A 15,844-nucleotide genomic window follows, 5' to 3' on the forward strand; every position below is an offset into this window, starting at 1 on the left:
CCCTTTATTGTGTCCGGGCCGTGATATTATTTATTTTTTGAAAACTTCGATATTAATATTTTTATGATTTGATTCGTCGCCCGCTGTTGCCACGATCCGATAAAAACAATCGCCGGGTTGCACGTTACCCAGCTCAGCGCATTTCTGGTTTACCTCTTTAGAGAGATCTTTATGCCCGACGGTTGGCGTGCCGTCCTGGGTCAGCGACAAATCGCCGATTTTAGTATAACCAGATGATTCTTCTCGAGTAATTTGTTTTGCCGCAAAAACAGGTGACGAAACCAGCAACGTTAAAGCCAGGGCAGGTAGCAGATATTTCATTGTGTCATCCTCTGAATATTTCATTGAACGGGTTAACTTTATTTCCTCATTAACGCATTAAAGAATTAGCACAGTTTTAAGGGAAATCAATGTCGACACTTTTCTGTATCAATCAGAAGCGGAGAGGAGTAAATTTTTTTTCCTCTCCGCTTATTAGTCCGGTGAATTAAGATTTAAACCCTGCCGCGGTCATCAGCAGGCGGAATCCCATTCCCACGGCCGCGAGCGCTAATACGCTGGCGCTCCATAAAATAATCATCCATAACACTCTCCTTGCCGTTTGTTTCATCAGTGGTAGCCCTCACCGTGCTGCACCTTCCCCCTGAACACGTAGTAGCTCCAGAAGGTGTAGACCAGAATGACCGGGATAATAAACAGCGCGCCAACCAGCATAAAGCCCTGACTTTGCGGCGGCGCGGCGGCCTGCCACAGCGTGATGCCGGGCGGAATAATCGTTGGCCAGATGCTGATGCCGAGGCCGCTGAAGCCGAGGAATACAAGCCCCAGCGTCAGCACAAACGGGGTGGCATGCAGGCTGTCCGTCCTTCGGACGCTGCGCCAGATCCTCAGGCTGCAAAGCAGGACCAGCAGCGGGACCGGCAGCAGGAACAGCAGGTTGGGCAGGCTGAACCAGCGTGCGGCAATGTTCGGCTGACGCAGCGGCGTCCAGAGGCTGATGACCGCAATCACCGCCAGCAGCGCCAGCAGCAGCGCCGGCGTGAGGGCCCGCATCCTTTTTTGCAGCGGATCTTCGCTCTTCATCACCAGCCAGGTGGCGCCAAGCAGCGCATAGGCGATGACCAGCCCTGAGCCGCAGAACACGTTGAAGGGCGTCAGCCAGTCGAGCGGCCCGCCGGAAAAATGACGTCCGGTCACTGAAAAACCGGAAATGACCGCCCCAACAACCATGCCCTGGCAGAAGGTCGCCAGAATGGAGCCCGCCAGAAATGCGTTATCCCAGAAAGGGCGGTGCGCCGGCGTGGCCTTAAAGCGAAACTCAAACGCGACGCCGCGAAAAATCAGGCCGATAAGCATCAGCGTGAGCGGGATAGTCAGCGCGTCGACGATCACCGCGTAGGCCAGTGGGAAGGCACCAAACAGCGCGGCGCCGCCGAGCACCAGCCAGGTTTCGTTCCCGTCCCAGACCGGGGCCACGCTGTTCACCATCACGTCGCGATCTTCCGCGCGGCGGATAAACGGAAACAGAATACCAATCCCCAGGTCAAAGCCGTCCATCACGATGTACATCAGGGTGGAAAAGACGATGATAACAAACCAGATAACGGATAAATCGATGCCCATCAGCGTGGCTCCTCAAACGATTCGGCGACCGCGGAAAGCGGGCGGGACGGGGTACCGGCGGCGGGCGGGGCGTCAAACGGCTGCGGGCCTTTTTTGATAAGCCTGATCATGTAGCCGTAGCCGACGCCGAACACCGACATATACACAATAAAGAAGGTGGCCAGGCTGAGGCTCATTTGCAGCGTGCCGTGCGCAGAGACGGCGTCTCTGGTGCGCAGCAGGCCATAGACCACCCACGGCTGGCGGCCCACTTCGGTGGTGATCCACCCGGCTAGGATCGCAATCAGCCCTGACGGCCCCATCCACAGCGCAAAATGCAGGAACGGGCGGCTGTCGAACAGGCGATCGCGGTAGCGAAGCCACAGGCTGGCGACGCCAAGCAGGATCATTAACATGCCCAGCCCGGCCATCACGCGGAACGACCAGAAGACAATCGCCGAGTTCGGGCGGTCCTCTTTCGGGAATTCTTTTAGCGCCGGCACCTGTTTATCCAGGCTGTGGGTGAGGATCAGGCTGCCCAGCGCGGGAATTTCCAGGCCATAGCGCGTGCGCTCCTGCGCCATATCCGGCAGGCCAAACAGCAGCAGCGGCGTTGGCTCGCCCGGGTGGTTTTCCCAGTGTCCCTCAATGGCGGCAATTTTGGCGGGCTGATGTTTCAGCGTGTTCAGGCCGTGCATATCGCCGATCATCGCCTGTATGGGGGCGACAATCACCGCCATCCACAGGGCCATGGAAAACATGGTTTTGATGGCTGGCGTGCGGTGACCGCGCAGCAGATGCCAGGCCGCGGAGGCGCCGACGAAGAAGGCGCTGCTGAGAAACGCCGCGACCGACATATGCAGCAGGCGATAAGGGAAAGAGGGGTTGAACACCACCGCCAGCCAGTCCACAGGCACCACCTGGCCGTTATGGATCTCAAAGCCCTGGGGCGTCTGCATCCAGCTGTTGGACGCCAGGATCCAGAAAGTGGACATCAGGGTGCCCAGCGCCACCATGCAGGTGGCGAAGAAGTGCAGGCCGGGGCCGACGCGGGTCCAGCCGAACAGCATGACGCCAAGGAAACCGGCCTCAAGAAAAAAGGCGGTCAACACTTCGTAGGTCAGCAGCGGGCCGGTAATGCTGCCTGCAAACTGTGAAAAGCCGCTCCAGTTGGTGCCAAACTGGTAGGCCATAACCAGCCCGGAGACCACGCCCATGCCGAAGTTGACGGCGAAAATCTTCGACCAGAAGTGGTAAAGCGAGCGATAAACCGGGTCCCTCGACTTAAGCCAGAGTCCTTCCAGCACCGCGAGGTAGCTGGCAAGGCCGATGGTGATGGCGGGAAAAATGATGTGGAAGGAGACCGTGAAAGCGAACTGGATCCTCGCCAGGTGAAAAGCATCTAAACCGAACATGCAGCACTCCGCATAGCAAATTATTCGGCTAGATTTTAGGCCGCGTCACGTCGGGGTTGTAGAAACAGAGAGGCGGGAAAAAGGGATAACAGTTTTGAGGGAAACTAGCGCCGAAGGCAAGAATGTAGCCGAGACGTCGGAGACTTTTGACCTTCCGGGCGGTTTAGCGGGAACAGCACTGAGGGAACTTTCGAAACTGAGGCCGCTGTGCCAGGCTTTTGCTATTCACTGAGCAAAGGAGGCCGTATTGTGAACAGGATTGCTATCGTGACAAAGAAGTATCTCTCCGCTTTTCCGGACCCAATTCAAATAAAGCAGCATGAAACTGTCGCCATCAGCCACAGCGATCTGGAATGGCGCGGCTGGGTGTGGGTAACGCTATCCAGCGGCAAGTCCGGCTGGGCGCCGCAGCAAATTTTCAGGCAGGCCGGACAGCATCGGGCAGTCTGTCTGGAAGACTACAACGCGCACGAGCTGTCGGTAAATGTTGATGAAAAGCTAAGCGTAAAACGCTCTTTGAACGACTGGTACTGGGCGGAAACGTCCGGGGGCGAATGGGGCTGGGTGCCCCATGAGAATGTTGCTCTGCTCCGGGATTAGCGCCGTGAAAAGCGCTCAGTCAGTCAATGCCGTCGGCCAGCAGGGCCATCAACCTTTCGTGAACGCCGTTGCAGCCGGCCAGCACCAGGTTGCCGCGAAGCAGACCGTCACCGGCGAGAAATGCGTTGCTGACGCCGCCGGCTTCCGCGATCAGCAGCAGTCCGGCCAGCGCGTCCCAGCTGTTCATATGCTGTTCGTAGTAGGCGTGAATCTGACCCGCCGCTACGTGCGCCAGCATCAACGCTCCTGCGCCGAAGCGGCGATATTCCATGCCGTCATTCAGCACCGCCTCAAGGGTTTGCGCATAGAGGGAAACCGGCGCGCGGCTGGATCGGCCAAGGCCAATGACCACGCGTTCCGGTGACGGTTCCCGCAGCTTTAAAGGCTTGCCGTTAAGAAAGGCTCCCTGGCCGTGGCGGGCAAAAAAGAACTCATCGCGATCGGGCGCATAGATAATCCCCAGCTCAATCACGTTCTGCCTGACCCAGGCGAGAGAGAGACACCAATAGTCCATGCCAAGAATAAAGTTGGTGGTGCCGTCAACCGGGTCAAGCACCCAGATCCCGCGCTCGCCCTCAACAAGCCCGCTTTCTTCACCGAGAAAACCGTCCTGAGGACAATGAATTTTCAGCCAATTTTTAATCTCTTGCTCAATCAGAACGTCCGCCTGTGAGACGAAATCCTGACGACCTTTATTCTCGATGTTTAACCCTGCATCTCGCAACGCCTGGGCGCGAGCGCCTGCTTTGCGAATTAACGTGCAGAGCGCCTGCTGCTGCTGTTCGGTCATGTTTTGCTCTTAGGTTAGGGAAAACGACGTCTGCCGGTGAATCAAATCGACCTTCACCCAGCTGGTGCGTGAAGGCTGTAAAGGGGTACGAGCGCGCTCCAGCAGATGCATCAGCGCCAGTCGTGAGATTTCGGCAACATCCTGATTAAGGGTGGTGAGCCGGTAGCTGTACTGCGCTGTTTGTGGCGTGTTGTCGAAGCCAATAAGCTGAAAATCTTGTGGTGCATCTTTGCCGCGCTGGCGCATGCCGTCAAGAAAACCACAGGCCAGCTGGGCGTTGGCGCAGAAAATGCCCTGCGGGATCACTTCGAGCCCTGCCGCCGTCTGTAACCCTCCTTCATAGCCCTCTGCTGAGGAAAGCAGAGCAGCAAGATTGTTATCGACGTCTACGCCACGTTCGCTCAGGGCCAGCCGGAAAGCCTCGCCGCGTATCCTGCCGGCCCAGGTTGAGTGATGATTGTTGATCCAGCCAAAGCGTCTGCAGCCGGTTTTGACCAGCTGTTCTGCGGCCAGAATTGCCCCGGCGGCATTATCCGAACAGACATAATCCACGCCGGGAATATCCGGCTGGCGGTTGATGCCGACGACAGGGATCTGCTGCTGAACACATTCGCTCACCAGCGCTTCGGGCGGTTTGCCTGAGGTGACAATCACGCCGGACACGCGGAACTGGGTGAAATGGCGCAGCGTTTCCGCCAGCTCCTGCTCAGAGCGGATTTCCGTCACCAGCGCCTGGAAACCGTTACGTTGAATTTCGCCGAGAAGGCCGTCGAGCAGGCTACTGCGAAACGGATCGTCGATACGCGAGACGATGACGCCAATCAAATGGCTGCGTCTGCGGTTAAGCCCCTGAGCCAGAAAATTCACCTGATACCCAAGCTCTTTAGCCACCTGAAGAACCCGCTCCCGCGTTGCCGGAGAGATGCTGCCGTTGTTGCTTAGCGCGCGGGAAACCACGGCGCGGGAGACGCCTGCACGCCGGGCGACGTCTTCAGCGGTAACGCTTTGTTTGTGCATCGACGGGCTCAAGGCAAGTAATCCTCAGTGTAAAAACGCTGCTGATGGAAGTCGTACTGCAGGCCGTCATGGCTCACAAAAAGCCCGGGATAGGGACGGCAGGCCAGCTTCAGCGCCGGTAAAATTGCGTCGTTGCAGTGATACAGTCCCAGAGACGGTAGCGCCAGCGAGTTAAACAACTTCAGGCAGCCAGGAAAGTCGCCGTGGGAGGCATCCTCAGCCAGGGCCGAAAGCGAGGCACACTCCTGAAACGCCAGATCGGCGCCTGCCATTAGCGAAATTGAGCTTTCAGTTGGCCGTCCGTCGCCGCTGTAGAACAGGCTGTGTTGGCGGATATCAATGCGTACGGCAAGGTTCGTCATTTCATGGCGGGTAGGCGCGGTGCGAATGCGCCAGTGCTGCCAGTGGAAATCGGCTTCACTGTCGCGCCATTCAATAGGGAAGCAGAGCGTTTTGTCCGGCCAGTTGGCGAGCAGCGCCAGCTGCATCAGGACCTGCCGCTGCTCTGGCTGGCTGTAAATCACCAGAGTTTTCTGGCGATTAAAGCTTTTCCAGTGATTCAGCAGGGCTGGCAACCCGGTGCAGTGATCCGGATGCACATGGGTAAAAAACAGCACGTCGATATCATTGATGTTGCCGCCGCGCTGCCAAAGCGCGCGAGGCACGGTAGGGCCGCAGTCGATAAGCCATTGCCGGTTCTCATCGTCAATGACCCGCAGCGCGGAAGTATTTTGCCAGCGGGAGAAAGCGCTGCCGCAGCCAGGCACGTCGATTTTCATTATTCCTCGCTAAAAAATTTCGCGGTTAATTAAAGTGTCATAAAGACACGCCACAGTAGGCGCACATCATCTCTGATCGGCGTTTCATTTTTTTTACAGAGAAATGAACACGTGTTCATTCAGGGCAAAAAAGTTAACAGACATTTCGGATACCGTTATGAGCTACCTGGAAATGGCGCACCTGCAAATTAGTTATGGCGATAAGGTGGTGCTAAAGGATATTAATCTGGCCGTAAACAAAGGCGAGATGATTGCGCTACTTGGCCCATCGGGCTGCGGGAAAACGACGTTATTAAATGCCTTGTGTGGATTTATTCCCGTCAAACAGGGCCGTATTGTTGTCGCTGGAAATGAAATAACCCAAAGCCCGCCGGAACAGCGCAATATCACCATGGTGTTTCAAAGCTATGCGCTGTGGCCGCATTTAACGGTAGAGCAAAATATTGGCTATGGCTTGAAACTGCGTAAATGGCGTCGGGAGGCTATTCAGGCCAGAGTGCTCGAGCTCTTGCAGATGGTGAATCTTAACGGCCTTGCTGGCGCGAAAATCACCGAGCTTTCCGGCGGGCAGCGGCAGCGCGTTGCGCTGGCGCGTGCGCTAGCCATTGAGCCCGATGTGCTGGTGCTTGATGAGCCGCTCTCGAACCTTGACGCTAAAGTTCGGCTGAGTGTCCGACATGAAATCAAACAGCTACAGAAAAAACTTGGTTTTACCTCGGTGATTGTAACCCACGATCAGCAGGAGGCGCTGGTAATGGCTGACCGTATCGTGGTGTTGAACAATGGCGAAATTGAGCAAACGGGCACGCCGGAAGAGATTTACCAGCAGCCTGCCACGCCTTTTGTCGCCGATTTTATGGGCGCTGATAACCGCATTACGGCAGAAGAAATGAATATCTTTGGCCTGGCCTTGCTAAATGATAACAAGGGACAGGTGGTTTATTTCAGAAGCTCAGATGCTGCACTCTCATCTTTAAATAAAGACGCTCCTGAGCATGGATTAACGCTGGAAGGGGTGGTTGAGCAAAATGCTTTTATTGGCCAGAGCTACCGCTATGCCATTCGCTGCCGGAAACGGCTTTTTCATGCTGATTCCACCGATAATTTACCGCTGAATTCAGAGGTCAGACTGCATGTTCCCGGGTCGGCTCTGCATATTTTTAATTCGTCCCACACGGCTTGAATCATTCTCTTTCTCTGAGGGGTAATTATGTTTGCTAAAACCAGGATTGCCGCCGTCACGGCGCTGTTTTTAAGCTATGGCGTACAGGCAGAAACCGTTTTAAACGTGGCCACCGCGGGTGACCAAAATATGGTGGATTACGTCAAAACCTGGCTGGGGCCAAAGTTCGAGGCTGCGCATCCGGGCGTAAAAGTACGCGTTGTCGGCACCGGTCCCGGGGATGCTGGCTCGAATAAAATCATTGAAAAACTGAGCGCGCAGCAGCAGAGCGGGGCGAAAACCTGGGACATTGATGTTGCCGTAGTGCACCAGAAAGCGGGCGGGGAACTGGTGGAAAAAGGGCTGCTGGAAAAATACCGCCAGCAGATCAAAACGGGCAGCATGGTTACGGCGGACAATGCCAGTAACGCGCTGGGCGTGAACGTAGACGGCTATGTGATGCCGATGTTTTTGAGCCAAACGGCCATCGCCTGGAACAGCGAAACCATGAAAACGCCCCCGGCCTCCTATGATGAGCTGGTGGCCTGGGCAGCGAAGCACCCGCAGGCTTTTGGCTATAACGGCATTAAAAACGGCATGTCCGGGGTCAGCTTTGTCGTGGGCTGGATTTATGCTTATGGCACAGACGCCCGGCGTTTATCTGCCTTGCCGTATGACAAGAGCGTAGAGACAAACTGGTCGCAGGCCTTTGAGAAGCTGAAAGCGTTTAATAAAAACGTGACCTTTACGCCGGGCAACGCCGGGACGCTGGACATGCTAACTCGCGGTGAAATAGCCATGGGGCCGGTATGGGTCGATATGTTCTACACCTGGAAAGATCAGGGCAAGCTGCCGCCGTCCATCAAGCTGGCTCTGCTATCGCCGGGGATGCCCGGGCAGCCAATGTATTACGTCACTCCGGCTAAAGCGGCGCAGCCTCAGCTGGCGCGAGAGTTCATCGAGCTGGCAACCAGTCCGGAAGTACAGGCCGACGGGATCGTGAAGCAGTTTAACTGGTATCCGGGCATCGACGCGCAGTACGTCAAGCCAAAGCTGGACGATGCCACCTGGAGCAAGCTATTCGCTGAGATCTCCCCGAAAGCGCTCGCCGATTACGGAAAAAGTTTCCCGATAGCGCCTTACTTTGATGACATCAAAGAAGGCTACGAAAGCCAGGTTTCTAACTGATCTTTTTCCGGTGCCCGGCTTCGGCTGGGTATCGCGTTTAAGTTCTAAGGTTCGCTATGCGTGTTTCGCTAAACTATCTGCTGCTTGTGAGTCCCGCTGCGCTGATGATCGTGGTGCTGTTCCTCTATCCCCTTGGGTTCTCGCTGGTTGCCGCCTTTACCTCGGACGCCGGTGAGTTCACCTTGCAGCATTTCGCCAAAGTTTTGTCGCTTTACTCGAACGACATTTTGTTTACGGTTTTCATCGTGCTGGTGTCGGTTGCGCTGCTGGCGTTGCTGTCAATTACGGTATCTGCGGTGATTACGCTCTCTTCCTGCCGTCTTGTTGTGCGGCTGCTGGGCGTGCTTTACCGGCTGCCGCTGTTTATTCCTTTTATCGTTGCCGCGCAGATGATGCGTACCTTCCTCGCCAAAAATGGCCTGATGAATAACATGCTGGTCGCCAGCGATCTGGTGCAGCCGCTGGATACAATTTCCTGGCTCGGCTGGAAAGGGATCATCGTTACCTTTGTCTGGAAACAGCTGGCGTTTGCCACCTTGCTAATCTGCGGCGCAATGTCGGCGCTGGAGCCTGCGCAGATGCTGGCGGCCAAAAATTTAGGGGCTTCACGCCTGCGCATTCTGTTCGACATTATTTTGCCGCAGGTGCTGCCAGCCATCGGCGTCGCGCTGGTGCTGTCGACGGTGATCATGATGTCCGTTCTCTCCGTGCCGCTGATGATTGGCACCGGTACGCCAACGATGATGACGGTTGATATGGCCTTCCGGGTTAACTCTTACAGTGACTACGCGGTTGCCAACGCGCTTGGCGTCATTTCGCTGGTTATTTGCGGGGCGCTCTCCTGGTTCTATCTGCGCCACAGCCTGCGGCAGAAAGGAGGGGAGTCATGAGGCGGCTAAAAGGGCGGCTCGGTCTGCCGCTGCAGGCGCTGCTGTTGGCCTTTATGCTGTTTGCCATGTTTGGCCCGCTGCTGAACCTGCTGATTTGGACGGTGGCGGAAAGCTGGTTTTACCCGCATGCCCTGCCGAGCCAGTGGGGATTAAAGTACTGGTATCAGGTTTTTAGCCCCTACAGCGATGTATCAGGTTCTCTGCTGACCAGCGTGTTTATTGCCGTACTGTCGGTACTCGTTTGCCTGATTATCTCCATTCCTGCAGGCTATGCGCTGTCGCGTCGGGCAATGCCGCTAAGGGTGATGTTTATGCTGCTGTTTCTGCTTCCGCAGGCGTTCCCGAACCTGACGGTTTACATGAATATCGCGCGGCTTTTCTACCAGTGGGGACTTAACGGCACCGTTGCTGGCGTGGTGCTGGTGCACAGCGTACATGGCCTGATGTACTCGATATGGATCTGCGTTGCCGCATTTTCAGCTATCGATCCGCTGCAGGCACGGGCATCACGCAATCTTGGCGCCGGGCCGCTGTTGACCTTCTGGTACATCGTGCTGCCGCAGGCGTCCCCAGGAATTATGGCCGCCGGTATCTTCGTGTTCCTCGAGTCGCTGGATGAGTTTACCGGCACCTTTTTTGTCGGCGCTCCGGACATCACTACGCTACCGCTGTTGCTCTATAACGCCAGCATGTCCGGTAATTACCAGGTGTCATCGATCACGGCGCTGATTTTGCTGGTGCCTTCGCTGCTGTTTATGCTGGTCATCCATAAGTGTATGCGCCCTGAAATGCTGTCGAAGATGGGCAAGTGATTGAGAGCATTGGCTACAATACAGATAATTCCGGGCTGATATTGCTATAGATTATCAGCCTGAAGGATCTGGTATTTCCGTAACACCTTTTTTCGAGGTCACTATGAAAAAGCGATTAGCGCTCGTGGCAATTCCCGTATTACTCACTGCCTTTAACAGCCTGGCTTCCTCAGAGGCGGCATGGCAGCAACTGGACAAAGACGTACAAAAAAGCTGCCTTGCGATCAGCGCGCTGCAGGAGAAAAAGATTGAAGGTAAGCGCACCGATTTCGGCGATGACGTGGGTTATTCGGCGCTCGTGATCTCAGGCAACTACAAGTTTAAGAACAGCAACCCCGTGCCGGGCAAAGAGCTGTGCCTTTATAATCGCAAGAGCAAAAAAGCCAGTCTGGCAGAAATGCAGTAGCGTTTTTCTTTTCTGACGAATATATCCCTGTAAAGACAATCTCTTTGCACGACAGGCAGTTATCACTTCAAGGTGGAGCTGCCTGTTTTCTCTACCGCAAAACTGCCATTTCCCGGTAACGTTTCTGCCATAAATCCCTCCCATACTGACTGCCTTCTGACCCCGACAGGTTTTCGGACAATGGCAAAACGACCCTGGCTTCCCTGGCTGATACTCGCGCCGTCTTTACTCTTTTTACTGTTATTCACCTGGTTCCCTCTGGTTCGCTCCGTGTATGACAGCCTGTTTGATACCCGTATGGCGGGTGATGCTGGCGCTTATGTGGGCATGGGCAATTATGTTCGCCTCTTTGCCGACCCGGTGTTCTGGAAGTCGCTGGTGAATAACCTGGTTTATATCCTGTTGACCGTGGTGCCGGGCGTTACGCTCGCGCTGCTGCTGGCGGTAGCGCTGTGGGAAAATCACCGCATTAACCGTTGGCTGCGTACCGCTTTCTTCTTCCCGATGATTATCCCGATGGTGAGCGCCGCGGCTCTTTGGCTGTTCATCTTTATGCCGGGCATGGGCATGCTGGATTACTATCTGGCGAAGCTGTTCGGGCCGATGAATAACAACTGGCTCGGACGTAGCAACAGCGCACTCTACGCTCTGGCGCTGATCGGCGTATGGAAGTTTGCCGGTTACTACATGCTGTTCTTCCTCGCAGGGTTGCAAAGCCTGCCTTCTTCGGCGCGTGAAGCGGCGATTATGGAGGGGGCAACCTCCTGGCAGGTGTTCTTTAAGGTCACTCTGCCGCTGCTGCGCCCGACGCTAAGCTTTGTGATAACTACGGCGCTTATCTATTCGATTACGCAAATCGACCACGTTGCGGTGATGACGCGCGGCGGGCCGGATAACGCTACAACCGTGCTGCTTTATTACATCCAGAGCCTTGCCTGGGATACCCATGATTTAGGCAAAGCCTCCGCCGCCACCTTCCTGACGCTGGCTGGCCTGTTTGTCTTCTCGTTCGTTAACCTCAAGCTGCTGGAAAGGGGCGCACACCATGAGCGTTGAGTTTTCTACACCCGTTGTCAACGCGCGTAGCGTGCCGCAGCCGCTGTGGTTGCGCCTGCGTAAATCAAAGGGCATCACCCTGACGGTGCTGATGTGCTGCCTGGCTTTGCTGTGGGTTAGCCCGTTTCTCTGGATGCTTTCCTCGGCCTTTAGCACCAGCACCTTCGGGGAAGGTATGGCTTCCGTGCTGCCGCGTTTTCCGCTGACGCTGGATAACTTCCGGGAGGCGTGGCAGAGCGCCGACTGGCTGAGCCTGTATGCCAACACGCTGATATTCAGCTTCGGTACTTTCTTCGTGCAGCTCGTCACCATAACCACCGCCGGGTACGTTTTCGCCTGCCATGAATTTCGCGGCAAGCAGACGCTGTTTCTGCTGTTTCTGGTGCAGCTGATGATCATGCCGGTGGTGATGATGGTGCCGAACATGATGACGCTAAAAGCGCTGGGGCTGCTCAATACGCTGACCGGCGTGATGATGCCTTATTTCACCTCCGCGTTCGGCGTGTTCCTGATGCGTCAGGCATTCCTTGCCATCCCCAAAGAGCTGGAGGAGGCCGCGCTGATGGAAGGCTGCCGCTGGTGGCAGGTGCTCTACCGCGTGCTGCTGCCGATGTGCTGGCCGTCGGTGTTGGCGTTCGCCACCGTGAGCATTACCTACCACTGGAACGAGTATCTGTGGCCGCTGATGATGCTTAACGACCCGGATAAGCAGGTGCTGACGGTCGGGCTGGTTTCGTTTGCTATGGGCGCCGAGTCCGGCGGCCAGTGGGGCACTATCAGTGCGGGAACCATTATGGTCTGCCTGCCGCTGATGCTCGCCTTTATCGCCTTCCAGAAACAGTTTCTGCGAAGTTTTGGTTTTTCAGGTATCAAGTAAGGAGTTGAGTGATGTTATTGGCCCATATTTCCGACACCCATTTCCGCAGTCAGAACCAGAAACTGTATGGCTTCATCGATATAAATGCTGGCAATGCCGATGTGGTCTCGCAGCTGAATGCGCTGCGCGAACGCCCGGACGCGACGATCGTTAGCGGTGACATCGTCAACTGCGGCCGCCCGGAAGAGTATCAGGTTGCTCGCCAGGTGCTCGGTACCCTCAAGTCACCGCTTTTTCTGATCCCCGGCAACCATGATGACAAGGCCCATTTCCTTGAGTACCTGAGCCCGCTCTGCCCGCTGCTGGGCCACGATCCGGAAAATATTCGTTATGCCGTTGACGATTTTGCTACCCGCCTGCTGTTTATTGACTCAAGCCTCGCAGGGCATTCAAAAGGCTGGCTGACCGACAACACCGTCGCCTGGCTTGAAGCGCAGCTGACGGCGAGCGGCGACAGGCCAACGGCGGTCTTTATGCATCATCCTCCGCTGCCGCTGGGGAACGCGCAAATGGACAAAATCGCTTGTGAAAACGGCCATCTGCTGCTGGATTTGGTCGCGCGTTTTCCTTCGCTGGTGCGCATTTTCTGCGGTCATAACCACTGCCTGACGATGACCCAATATCGACAGGCAACGATTGCCACCATTCCCGGCACGGTACATCAGGTGCCGTACCACTTTGAAGACAGCCGCCCGTACTACGATCTTTCTCCGCCGTCCTGCCTGATGCACCGTCAGGTAGGGGAGCAGTGGGTAAGCTACCAGCATTCTCTGGCGCATTATGCAGGTCCGTGGCTGTATGACGCGGCGATCAGCTGCCCGATAGATGAGCGTTAATTGCCATGTTAAGACTGAATCACGTAAGCAAGCAGTTTGAAGGTAAAGCGGCGCTGGACGCGCTGTCGCTAAGCATCGAAGAAGGAGAGTTTGTGGTGCTGGTTGGGCCTTCTGGCTGCGGAAAAAGTACGCTGCTGCGAATGCTGGCCGGTCTTGAAGAGGTCAGCAGCGGCGAGATTTGGCTCCATGGGGAGAACATTACGTCGATGTCGCCCCGCGAACGTAACTTCGCGATGATTTTCCAGAACTATGCGCTGTTCCCGCACCTGACGGTGCGCGACAACATTACGTTTGGCATGAAGATCCGTAAAGAAGATAAAACCAGCTGGCAACCACGGCTCGAGCAGGTTGCCGCTATGCTGCAGCTCGGCGAACTATTGGATCGTAAACCGGCCAAACTGTCCGGTGGGCAGCGTCAGCGCGTGGCAATGGCAAGAGCGATTGTGCGTAATCCGCGCCTGTTCCTGATGGATGAACCGCTGTCTAACCTGGACGCCCGCCTGCGCACGGAGGTTCGCGACAGTATTATGGCGCTGCATCATCAGCTTAAGACCAGCACCATTTACGTCACCCACGATCAGACTGAAGCTATGTCGATGGCCGACCGGATTGTGGTGATGAACGGCGGGAAGGTACAGCAGGTCGGGAAACCAGAGCATCTTTATGCTCATCCGGCCAACCTGTTTGTCGCCGGTTTTATTGGCTCCCCCGCCATGAATTTGGTTTCTTTGTCCTGTGACAATGGGCGCGTTTTGCCCGCTACGCTCAACCTGCTATTGCCTCCTTCGGCTAGCTCCGAAAAGAGCGTCTGGTTCGGTATCCGCCCGGAGCACCTGACCGACAGGCCAGAGAAAGAGCACCTGACGCTGAGCGCGACGGTGCTGCAACGAGAACTGATGGGCGCAGATTATCTGCTCCATGTCAGCACCCCCCTCGGGACGTTACGCTACACCCGCCGCCACCGCGGTGAGGTACCAGAAAAAGGCGACACGCTCACCCTGGGTTTTTCCGCATCGGATATTCACCTTTTCCACACAGACTTTCACCACAACTTACACCAGGAGATTGACCATGTTTAACCCCCTGATGCATAAATGGCGGGCGCTTGCCGTTTGCTGTTCGCTGGCCGTGAGCGGCGCAGCGCTGGCAAAAGAGAAAATTGATTTTATGTTCCCGGCACCCGTCGACGGCAAGCTGACGATGGAGATGACCCGAGTCATCAAGGCGTTTAACGACTCGCAGCAGGACGTTGAGGTACGCGGTATTTTTACCGGCAGCTATGACACCACCAAAATTAAAGCTGAATCCGCGCAGAAGGCGGGACAGCCTCCCGCGCTGGTGATTATGTCGGCCAACTTCACCACCGATCTGGCGCTGAAGGACGAGATCCTGCCGATGGACGAGCTGTTTAAATACGGCAACCGCAAGGCGGGTGATTTCCTGATGAACGACTTCTGGCCGGCAATGCACAAGAACGCGCAGGTCATGGGCGTCACCTACGCGATACCTTTCCATAACTCCACGCCAATTCTTTATTACAACAAAACGATGTTTGACCAGGCGGGCATCAAGCAGCCACCGCAGAGCTGGGCTGAAATGCTGGCCGATGCCAAGAAGCTGACCGACGCCAGCAAAGGGCAGTGGGGCATTATGCTGCCTTCCACCAACGACGATTACGGCGGCTGGATCTTCTCCTCGCTGGTTCGCGCTAACGGCGGTAACTACTTTAACGAAAACTACCCAGGCGAAGTGTATTACGATTCGCCGACCACCATCGGCGCGCTGCGCTTCTGGCAGAATATGGTTTATCGCGACAAGGTGATGCCGTCTGGCGTGCTCAACTCCAAGCAGATCAGCGCCGCATTCTTTAGCGGCAAGCTGGGCATGGCGATGCTGAGCACCGGTGCGCTGGGCTTTATGCGAGAAAACAGCAAAGACTTTGATATGGAAGTGGCTATGATGCCCGCCAAAGAACAGCGTGCGGTGCCTATCGGCGGTGCAAGCCTGGTGAGCTTCAAAGGTATTTCCGATGCGCAGAAAAAAGCGGCTTATCAGTTCCTGACCTATCTGGTTAGCCCGCAGGTCAACGGCGCATGGAGCCGCTTCACCGGCTACTTCTCGCCGCTGAAAGCTTCTTATGACACGCCGGAAATGAAAGAGTATCTGCAGAAAGATCCCCGCGCACAAATCGCGCTGGATCAGCTGCAATATGCCCATCCCTGGTATTCGACTTATGAAACGGTTGCCGTGCGTCAGGCGATGGAAAACCAGCTGGCGGCGGTGGTGAATGACCAGAAAGTGACGCCGGAAGCCGCAGCGAAATCGGCGCAGCAAACGGCGGATAGCCTGATGAAGCCTTACGTCGAGAAAACGGCGCTGGCAGACGTGAAGTAGTCTCCTCGTATTACGGGCGG

The 15,844-nt window shown here is 55.8% G+C and carries 18 protein-coding genes; 11 read left to right on the plus strand and 7 right to left on the minus strand.

Annotated elements, in window-relative coordinates:
* Positions 1–30: 30 nt before the first annotated feature.
* The 4 genes from EL098_RS10695 to EL098_RS10710 form a co-directional block, all read right to left on the minus strand.
* Entirely contained in the window at positions 31–321 is a 291-nt protein-coding gene (locus EL098_RS10695; RefSeq protein WP_126356196.1) for a hypothetical protein, read from the minus strand.
* 166 nt (positions 322–487) lie between these two features.
* On the minus strand, positions 488–610 hold the full coding sequence (locus EL098_RS10700; RefSeq protein ID WP_126356197.1) for a DUF2474 domain-containing protein: 123 nt from the start codon (positions 608–610) through the stop codon (positions 488–490).
* Positions 610–1,623, minus strand: a complete 1,014-nt coding sequence (gene cydB / locus EL098_RS10705) for a cytochrome d ubiquinol oxidase subunit II (RefSeq protein WP_126356198.1) — start codon at positions 1,621–1,623, stop codon at positions 610–612. Before cydB ends, EL098_RS10700 begins: the two co-directional genes overlap by 1 nt.
* Positions 1,623–3,017 (minus strand): cytochrome ubiquinol oxidase subunit I, encoded by a 1,395-nt coding sequence (locus tag EL098_RS10710; RefSeq protein WP_126356199.1) that lies wholly within the window; start codon positions 3,015–3,017, stop codon positions 1,623–1,625. The genes cydB and EL098_RS10710 overlap by 1 nt, the downstream gene beginning before the upstream one ends.
* A gap of 249 nt (positions 3,018–3,266) precedes the next feature.
* Here EL098_RS10710 and EL098_RS10715 point away from each other — a divergent pair, with 249 nt between their 5' ends.
* The gene (locus EL098_RS10715) at positions 3,267–3,617 is read left to right on the plus strand and encodes an SH3 domain-containing protein (protein ID WP_126356200.1); all 351 of its coding nucleotides are present in this window, start codon (positions 3,267–3,269) and stop codon (positions 3,615–3,617) included.
* A 19-nt stretch (positions 3,618–3,636) separates the two neighbouring features.
* Here EL098_RS10715 and EL098_RS10720 read toward each other — a convergent pair whose 3' ends face one another.
* Genes EL098_RS10720 through EL098_RS10730 form a run of 3 tightly spaced genes read right to left on the minus strand, consistent with a single transcriptional unit; the run spans position 3,637 to position 6,203 of the window.
* Entirely contained in the window at positions 3,637–4,407 is a 771-nt protein-coding gene (locus tag EL098_RS10720; protein WP_126356201.1) for an inositol monophosphatase family protein, read from the minus strand.
* 9 nt (positions 4,408–4,416) lie between these two features.
* Positions 4,417–5,424, minus strand: a complete 1,008-nt coding sequence (locus tag EL098_RS10725; RefSeq protein ID WP_408609116.1) for a LacI family DNA-binding transcriptional regulator — start codon at positions 5,422–5,424, stop codon at positions 4,417–4,419.
* Positions 5,425–5,432: 8 nt separating this feature from the next.
* Positions 5,433–6,203: an MBL fold metallo-hydrolase gene (locus tag EL098_RS10730; RefSeq protein WP_126356203.1), complete on the minus strand. Its 771-nt coding sequence runs from the start codon at positions 6,201–6,203 to the stop codon at positions 5,433–5,435.
* 157 nt (positions 6,204–6,360) lie between these two features.
* Between EL098_RS10730 and EL098_RS10735 the strand changes: the two genes are divergently transcribed.
* From EL098_RS10735 to EL098_RS10780, 10 genes are all read left to right on the plus strand, one after another.
* Positions 6,361–7,386, plus strand: a complete 1,026-nt coding sequence (locus tag EL098_RS10735) for an ABC transporter ATP-binding protein (protein WP_126356204.1) — start codon at positions 6,361–6,363, stop codon at positions 7,384–7,386.
* Between the two features lie 27 nt (positions 7,387–7,413).
* Entirely contained in the window at positions 7,414–8,553 is a 1,140-nt protein-coding gene (locus EL098_RS10740; protein ID WP_126356205.1) for an ABC transporter substrate-binding protein, read from the plus strand.
* Positions 8,554–8,609: 56 nt separating this feature from the next.
* The gene (locus EL098_RS10745; protein WP_126356206.1) at positions 8,610–9,443 is read left to right on the plus strand and encodes an ABC transporter permease; all 834 of its coding nucleotides are present in this window, start codon (positions 8,610–8,612) and stop codon (positions 9,441–9,443) included.
* Entirely contained in the window at positions 9,440–10,255 is an 816-nt protein-coding gene (locus EL098_RS10750) for an ABC transporter permease (protein WP_126356207.1), read from the plus strand. The genes EL098_RS10745 and EL098_RS10750 overlap by 4 nt, the downstream gene beginning before the upstream one ends.
* A 103-nt stretch (positions 10,256–10,358) precedes the next feature.
* The gene (locus EL098_RS10755) at positions 10,359–10,661 is read left to right on the plus strand and encodes a hypothetical protein (protein WP_126356208.1); all 303 of its coding nucleotides are present in this window, start codon (positions 10,359–10,361) and stop codon (positions 10,659–10,661) included.
* Between the two features lie 180 nt (positions 10,662–10,841).
* A complete protein-coding gene (locus EL098_RS10760) occupies positions 10,842–11,717 on the plus strand; it encodes a carbohydrate ABC transporter permease (RefSeq protein WP_126356209.1) in 876 nt (291 codons plus the stop codon).
* A complete protein-coding gene (locus tag EL098_RS10765; protein WP_126356210.1) occupies positions 11,707–12,594 on the plus strand; it encodes a carbohydrate ABC transporter permease in 888 nt (295 codons plus the stop codon). Before EL098_RS10760 ends, EL098_RS10765 begins: the two co-directional genes overlap by 11 nt.
* 11 nt (positions 12,595–12,605) lie before the next feature.
* A complete protein-coding gene (locus tag EL098_RS10770) occupies positions 12,606–13,430 on the plus strand; it encodes a phosphodiesterase (RefSeq protein WP_126356211.1) in 825 nt (274 codons plus the stop codon).
* A 5-nt stretch (positions 13,431–13,435) separates the two neighbouring features.
* Entirely contained in the window at positions 13,436–14,509 is a 1,074-nt protein-coding gene (locus tag EL098_RS10775) for an ABC transporter ATP-binding protein (RefSeq protein ID WP_126356212.1), read from the plus strand.
* 7 nt (positions 14,510–14,516) lie between these two features.
* On the plus strand, positions 14,517–15,824 hold the full coding sequence (locus tag EL098_RS10780; protein ID WP_164716928.1) for an ABC transporter substrate-binding protein: 1,308 nt from the start codon (positions 14,517–14,519) through the stop codon (positions 15,822–15,824).
* The last annotated feature ends 20 nt before the right edge of the window (positions 15,825–15,844 follow it).

Origin of the sequence: Cedecea lapagei (assembly GCF_900635955.1) — a bacterium.
In the GTDB taxonomy this organism is placed as follows: domain Bacteria; phylum Pseudomonadota; class Gammaproteobacteria; order Enterobacterales; family Enterobacteriaceae; genus Cedecea; species Cedecea lapagei.

Bases quoted from the DNA above. Each gene is read 5' to 3' on its own strand.
- EL098_RS10695 (WP_126356196.1), bottom strand. From the start codon at position 321: ATGAAATATCTGCTACCTGCCCTGGCTTTAACGTTGCTGGTTTCGTCA.
- EL098_RS10700 (WP_126356197.1), bottom strand. From the start codon at position 610: ATGAAACAAACGGCAAGGAGAGTGTTATGGATGATTATTTTATGGAGC.
- cydB (WP_126356198.1), bottom strand. From the start codon at position 1,623: ATGGGCATCGATTTATCCGTTATCTGGTTTGTTATCATCGTCTTTTCC.
- EL098_RS10710 (WP_126356199.1), bottom strand. From the start codon at position 3,017: ATGTTCGGTTTAGATGCTTTTCACCTGGCGAGGATCCAGTTCGCTTTC.
- EL098_RS10720 (WP_126356201.1), bottom strand. From the start codon at position 4,407: ATGACCGAACAGCAGCAGCAGGCGCTCTGCACGTTAATTCGCAAAGCA.
- EL098_RS10725 (WP_408609116.1), bottom strand. From the start codon at position 5,424: ATGCACAAACAAAGCGTTACCGCTGAAGACGTCGCCCGGCGTGCAGGC.
- EL098_RS10730 (WP_126356203.1), bottom strand. From the start codon at position 6,203: ATGAAAATCGACGTGCCTGGCTGCGGCAGCGCTTTCTCCCGCTGGCAA.
- EL098_RS10735 (WP_126356204.1), top strand. From the start codon at position 6,361: ATGAGCTACCTGGAAATGGCGCACCTGCAAATTAGTTATGGCGATAAG.
- EL098_RS10740 (WP_126356205.1), top strand. From the start codon at position 7,414: ATGTTTGCTAAAACCAGGATTGCCGCCGTCACGGCGCTGTTTTTAAGC.
- EL098_RS10745 (WP_126356206.1), top strand. From the start codon at position 8,610: ATGCGTGTTTCGCTAAACTATCTGCTGCTTGTGAGTCCCGCTGCGCTG.
- EL098_RS10750 (WP_126356207.1), top strand. From the start codon at position 9,440: ATGAGGCGGCTAAAAGGGCGGCTCGGTCTGCCGCTGCAGGCGCTGCTG.
- EL098_RS10755 (WP_126356208.1), top strand. From the start codon at position 10,359: ATGAAAAAGCGATTAGCGCTCGTGGCAATTCCCGTATTACTCACTGCC.
- EL098_RS10760 (WP_126356209.1), top strand. From the start codon at position 10,842: ATGGCAAAACGACCCTGGCTTCCCTGGCTGATACTCGCGCCGTCTTTA.
- EL098_RS10765 (WP_126356210.1), top strand. From the start codon at position 11,707: ATGAGCGTTGAGTTTTCTACACCCGTTGTCAACGCGCGTAGCGTGCCG.
- EL098_RS10770 (WP_126356211.1), top strand. From the start codon at position 12,606: ATGTTATTGGCCCATATTTCCGACACCCATTTCCGCAGTCAGAACCAG.
- EL098_RS10775 (WP_126356212.1), top strand. From the start codon at position 13,436: ATGTTAAGACTGAATCACGTAAGCAAGCAGTTTGAAGGTAAAGCGGCG.
- EL098_RS10780 (WP_164716928.1), top strand. From the start codon at position 14,517: ATGCATAAATGGCGGGCGCTTGCCGTTTGCTGTTCGCTGGCCGTGAGC.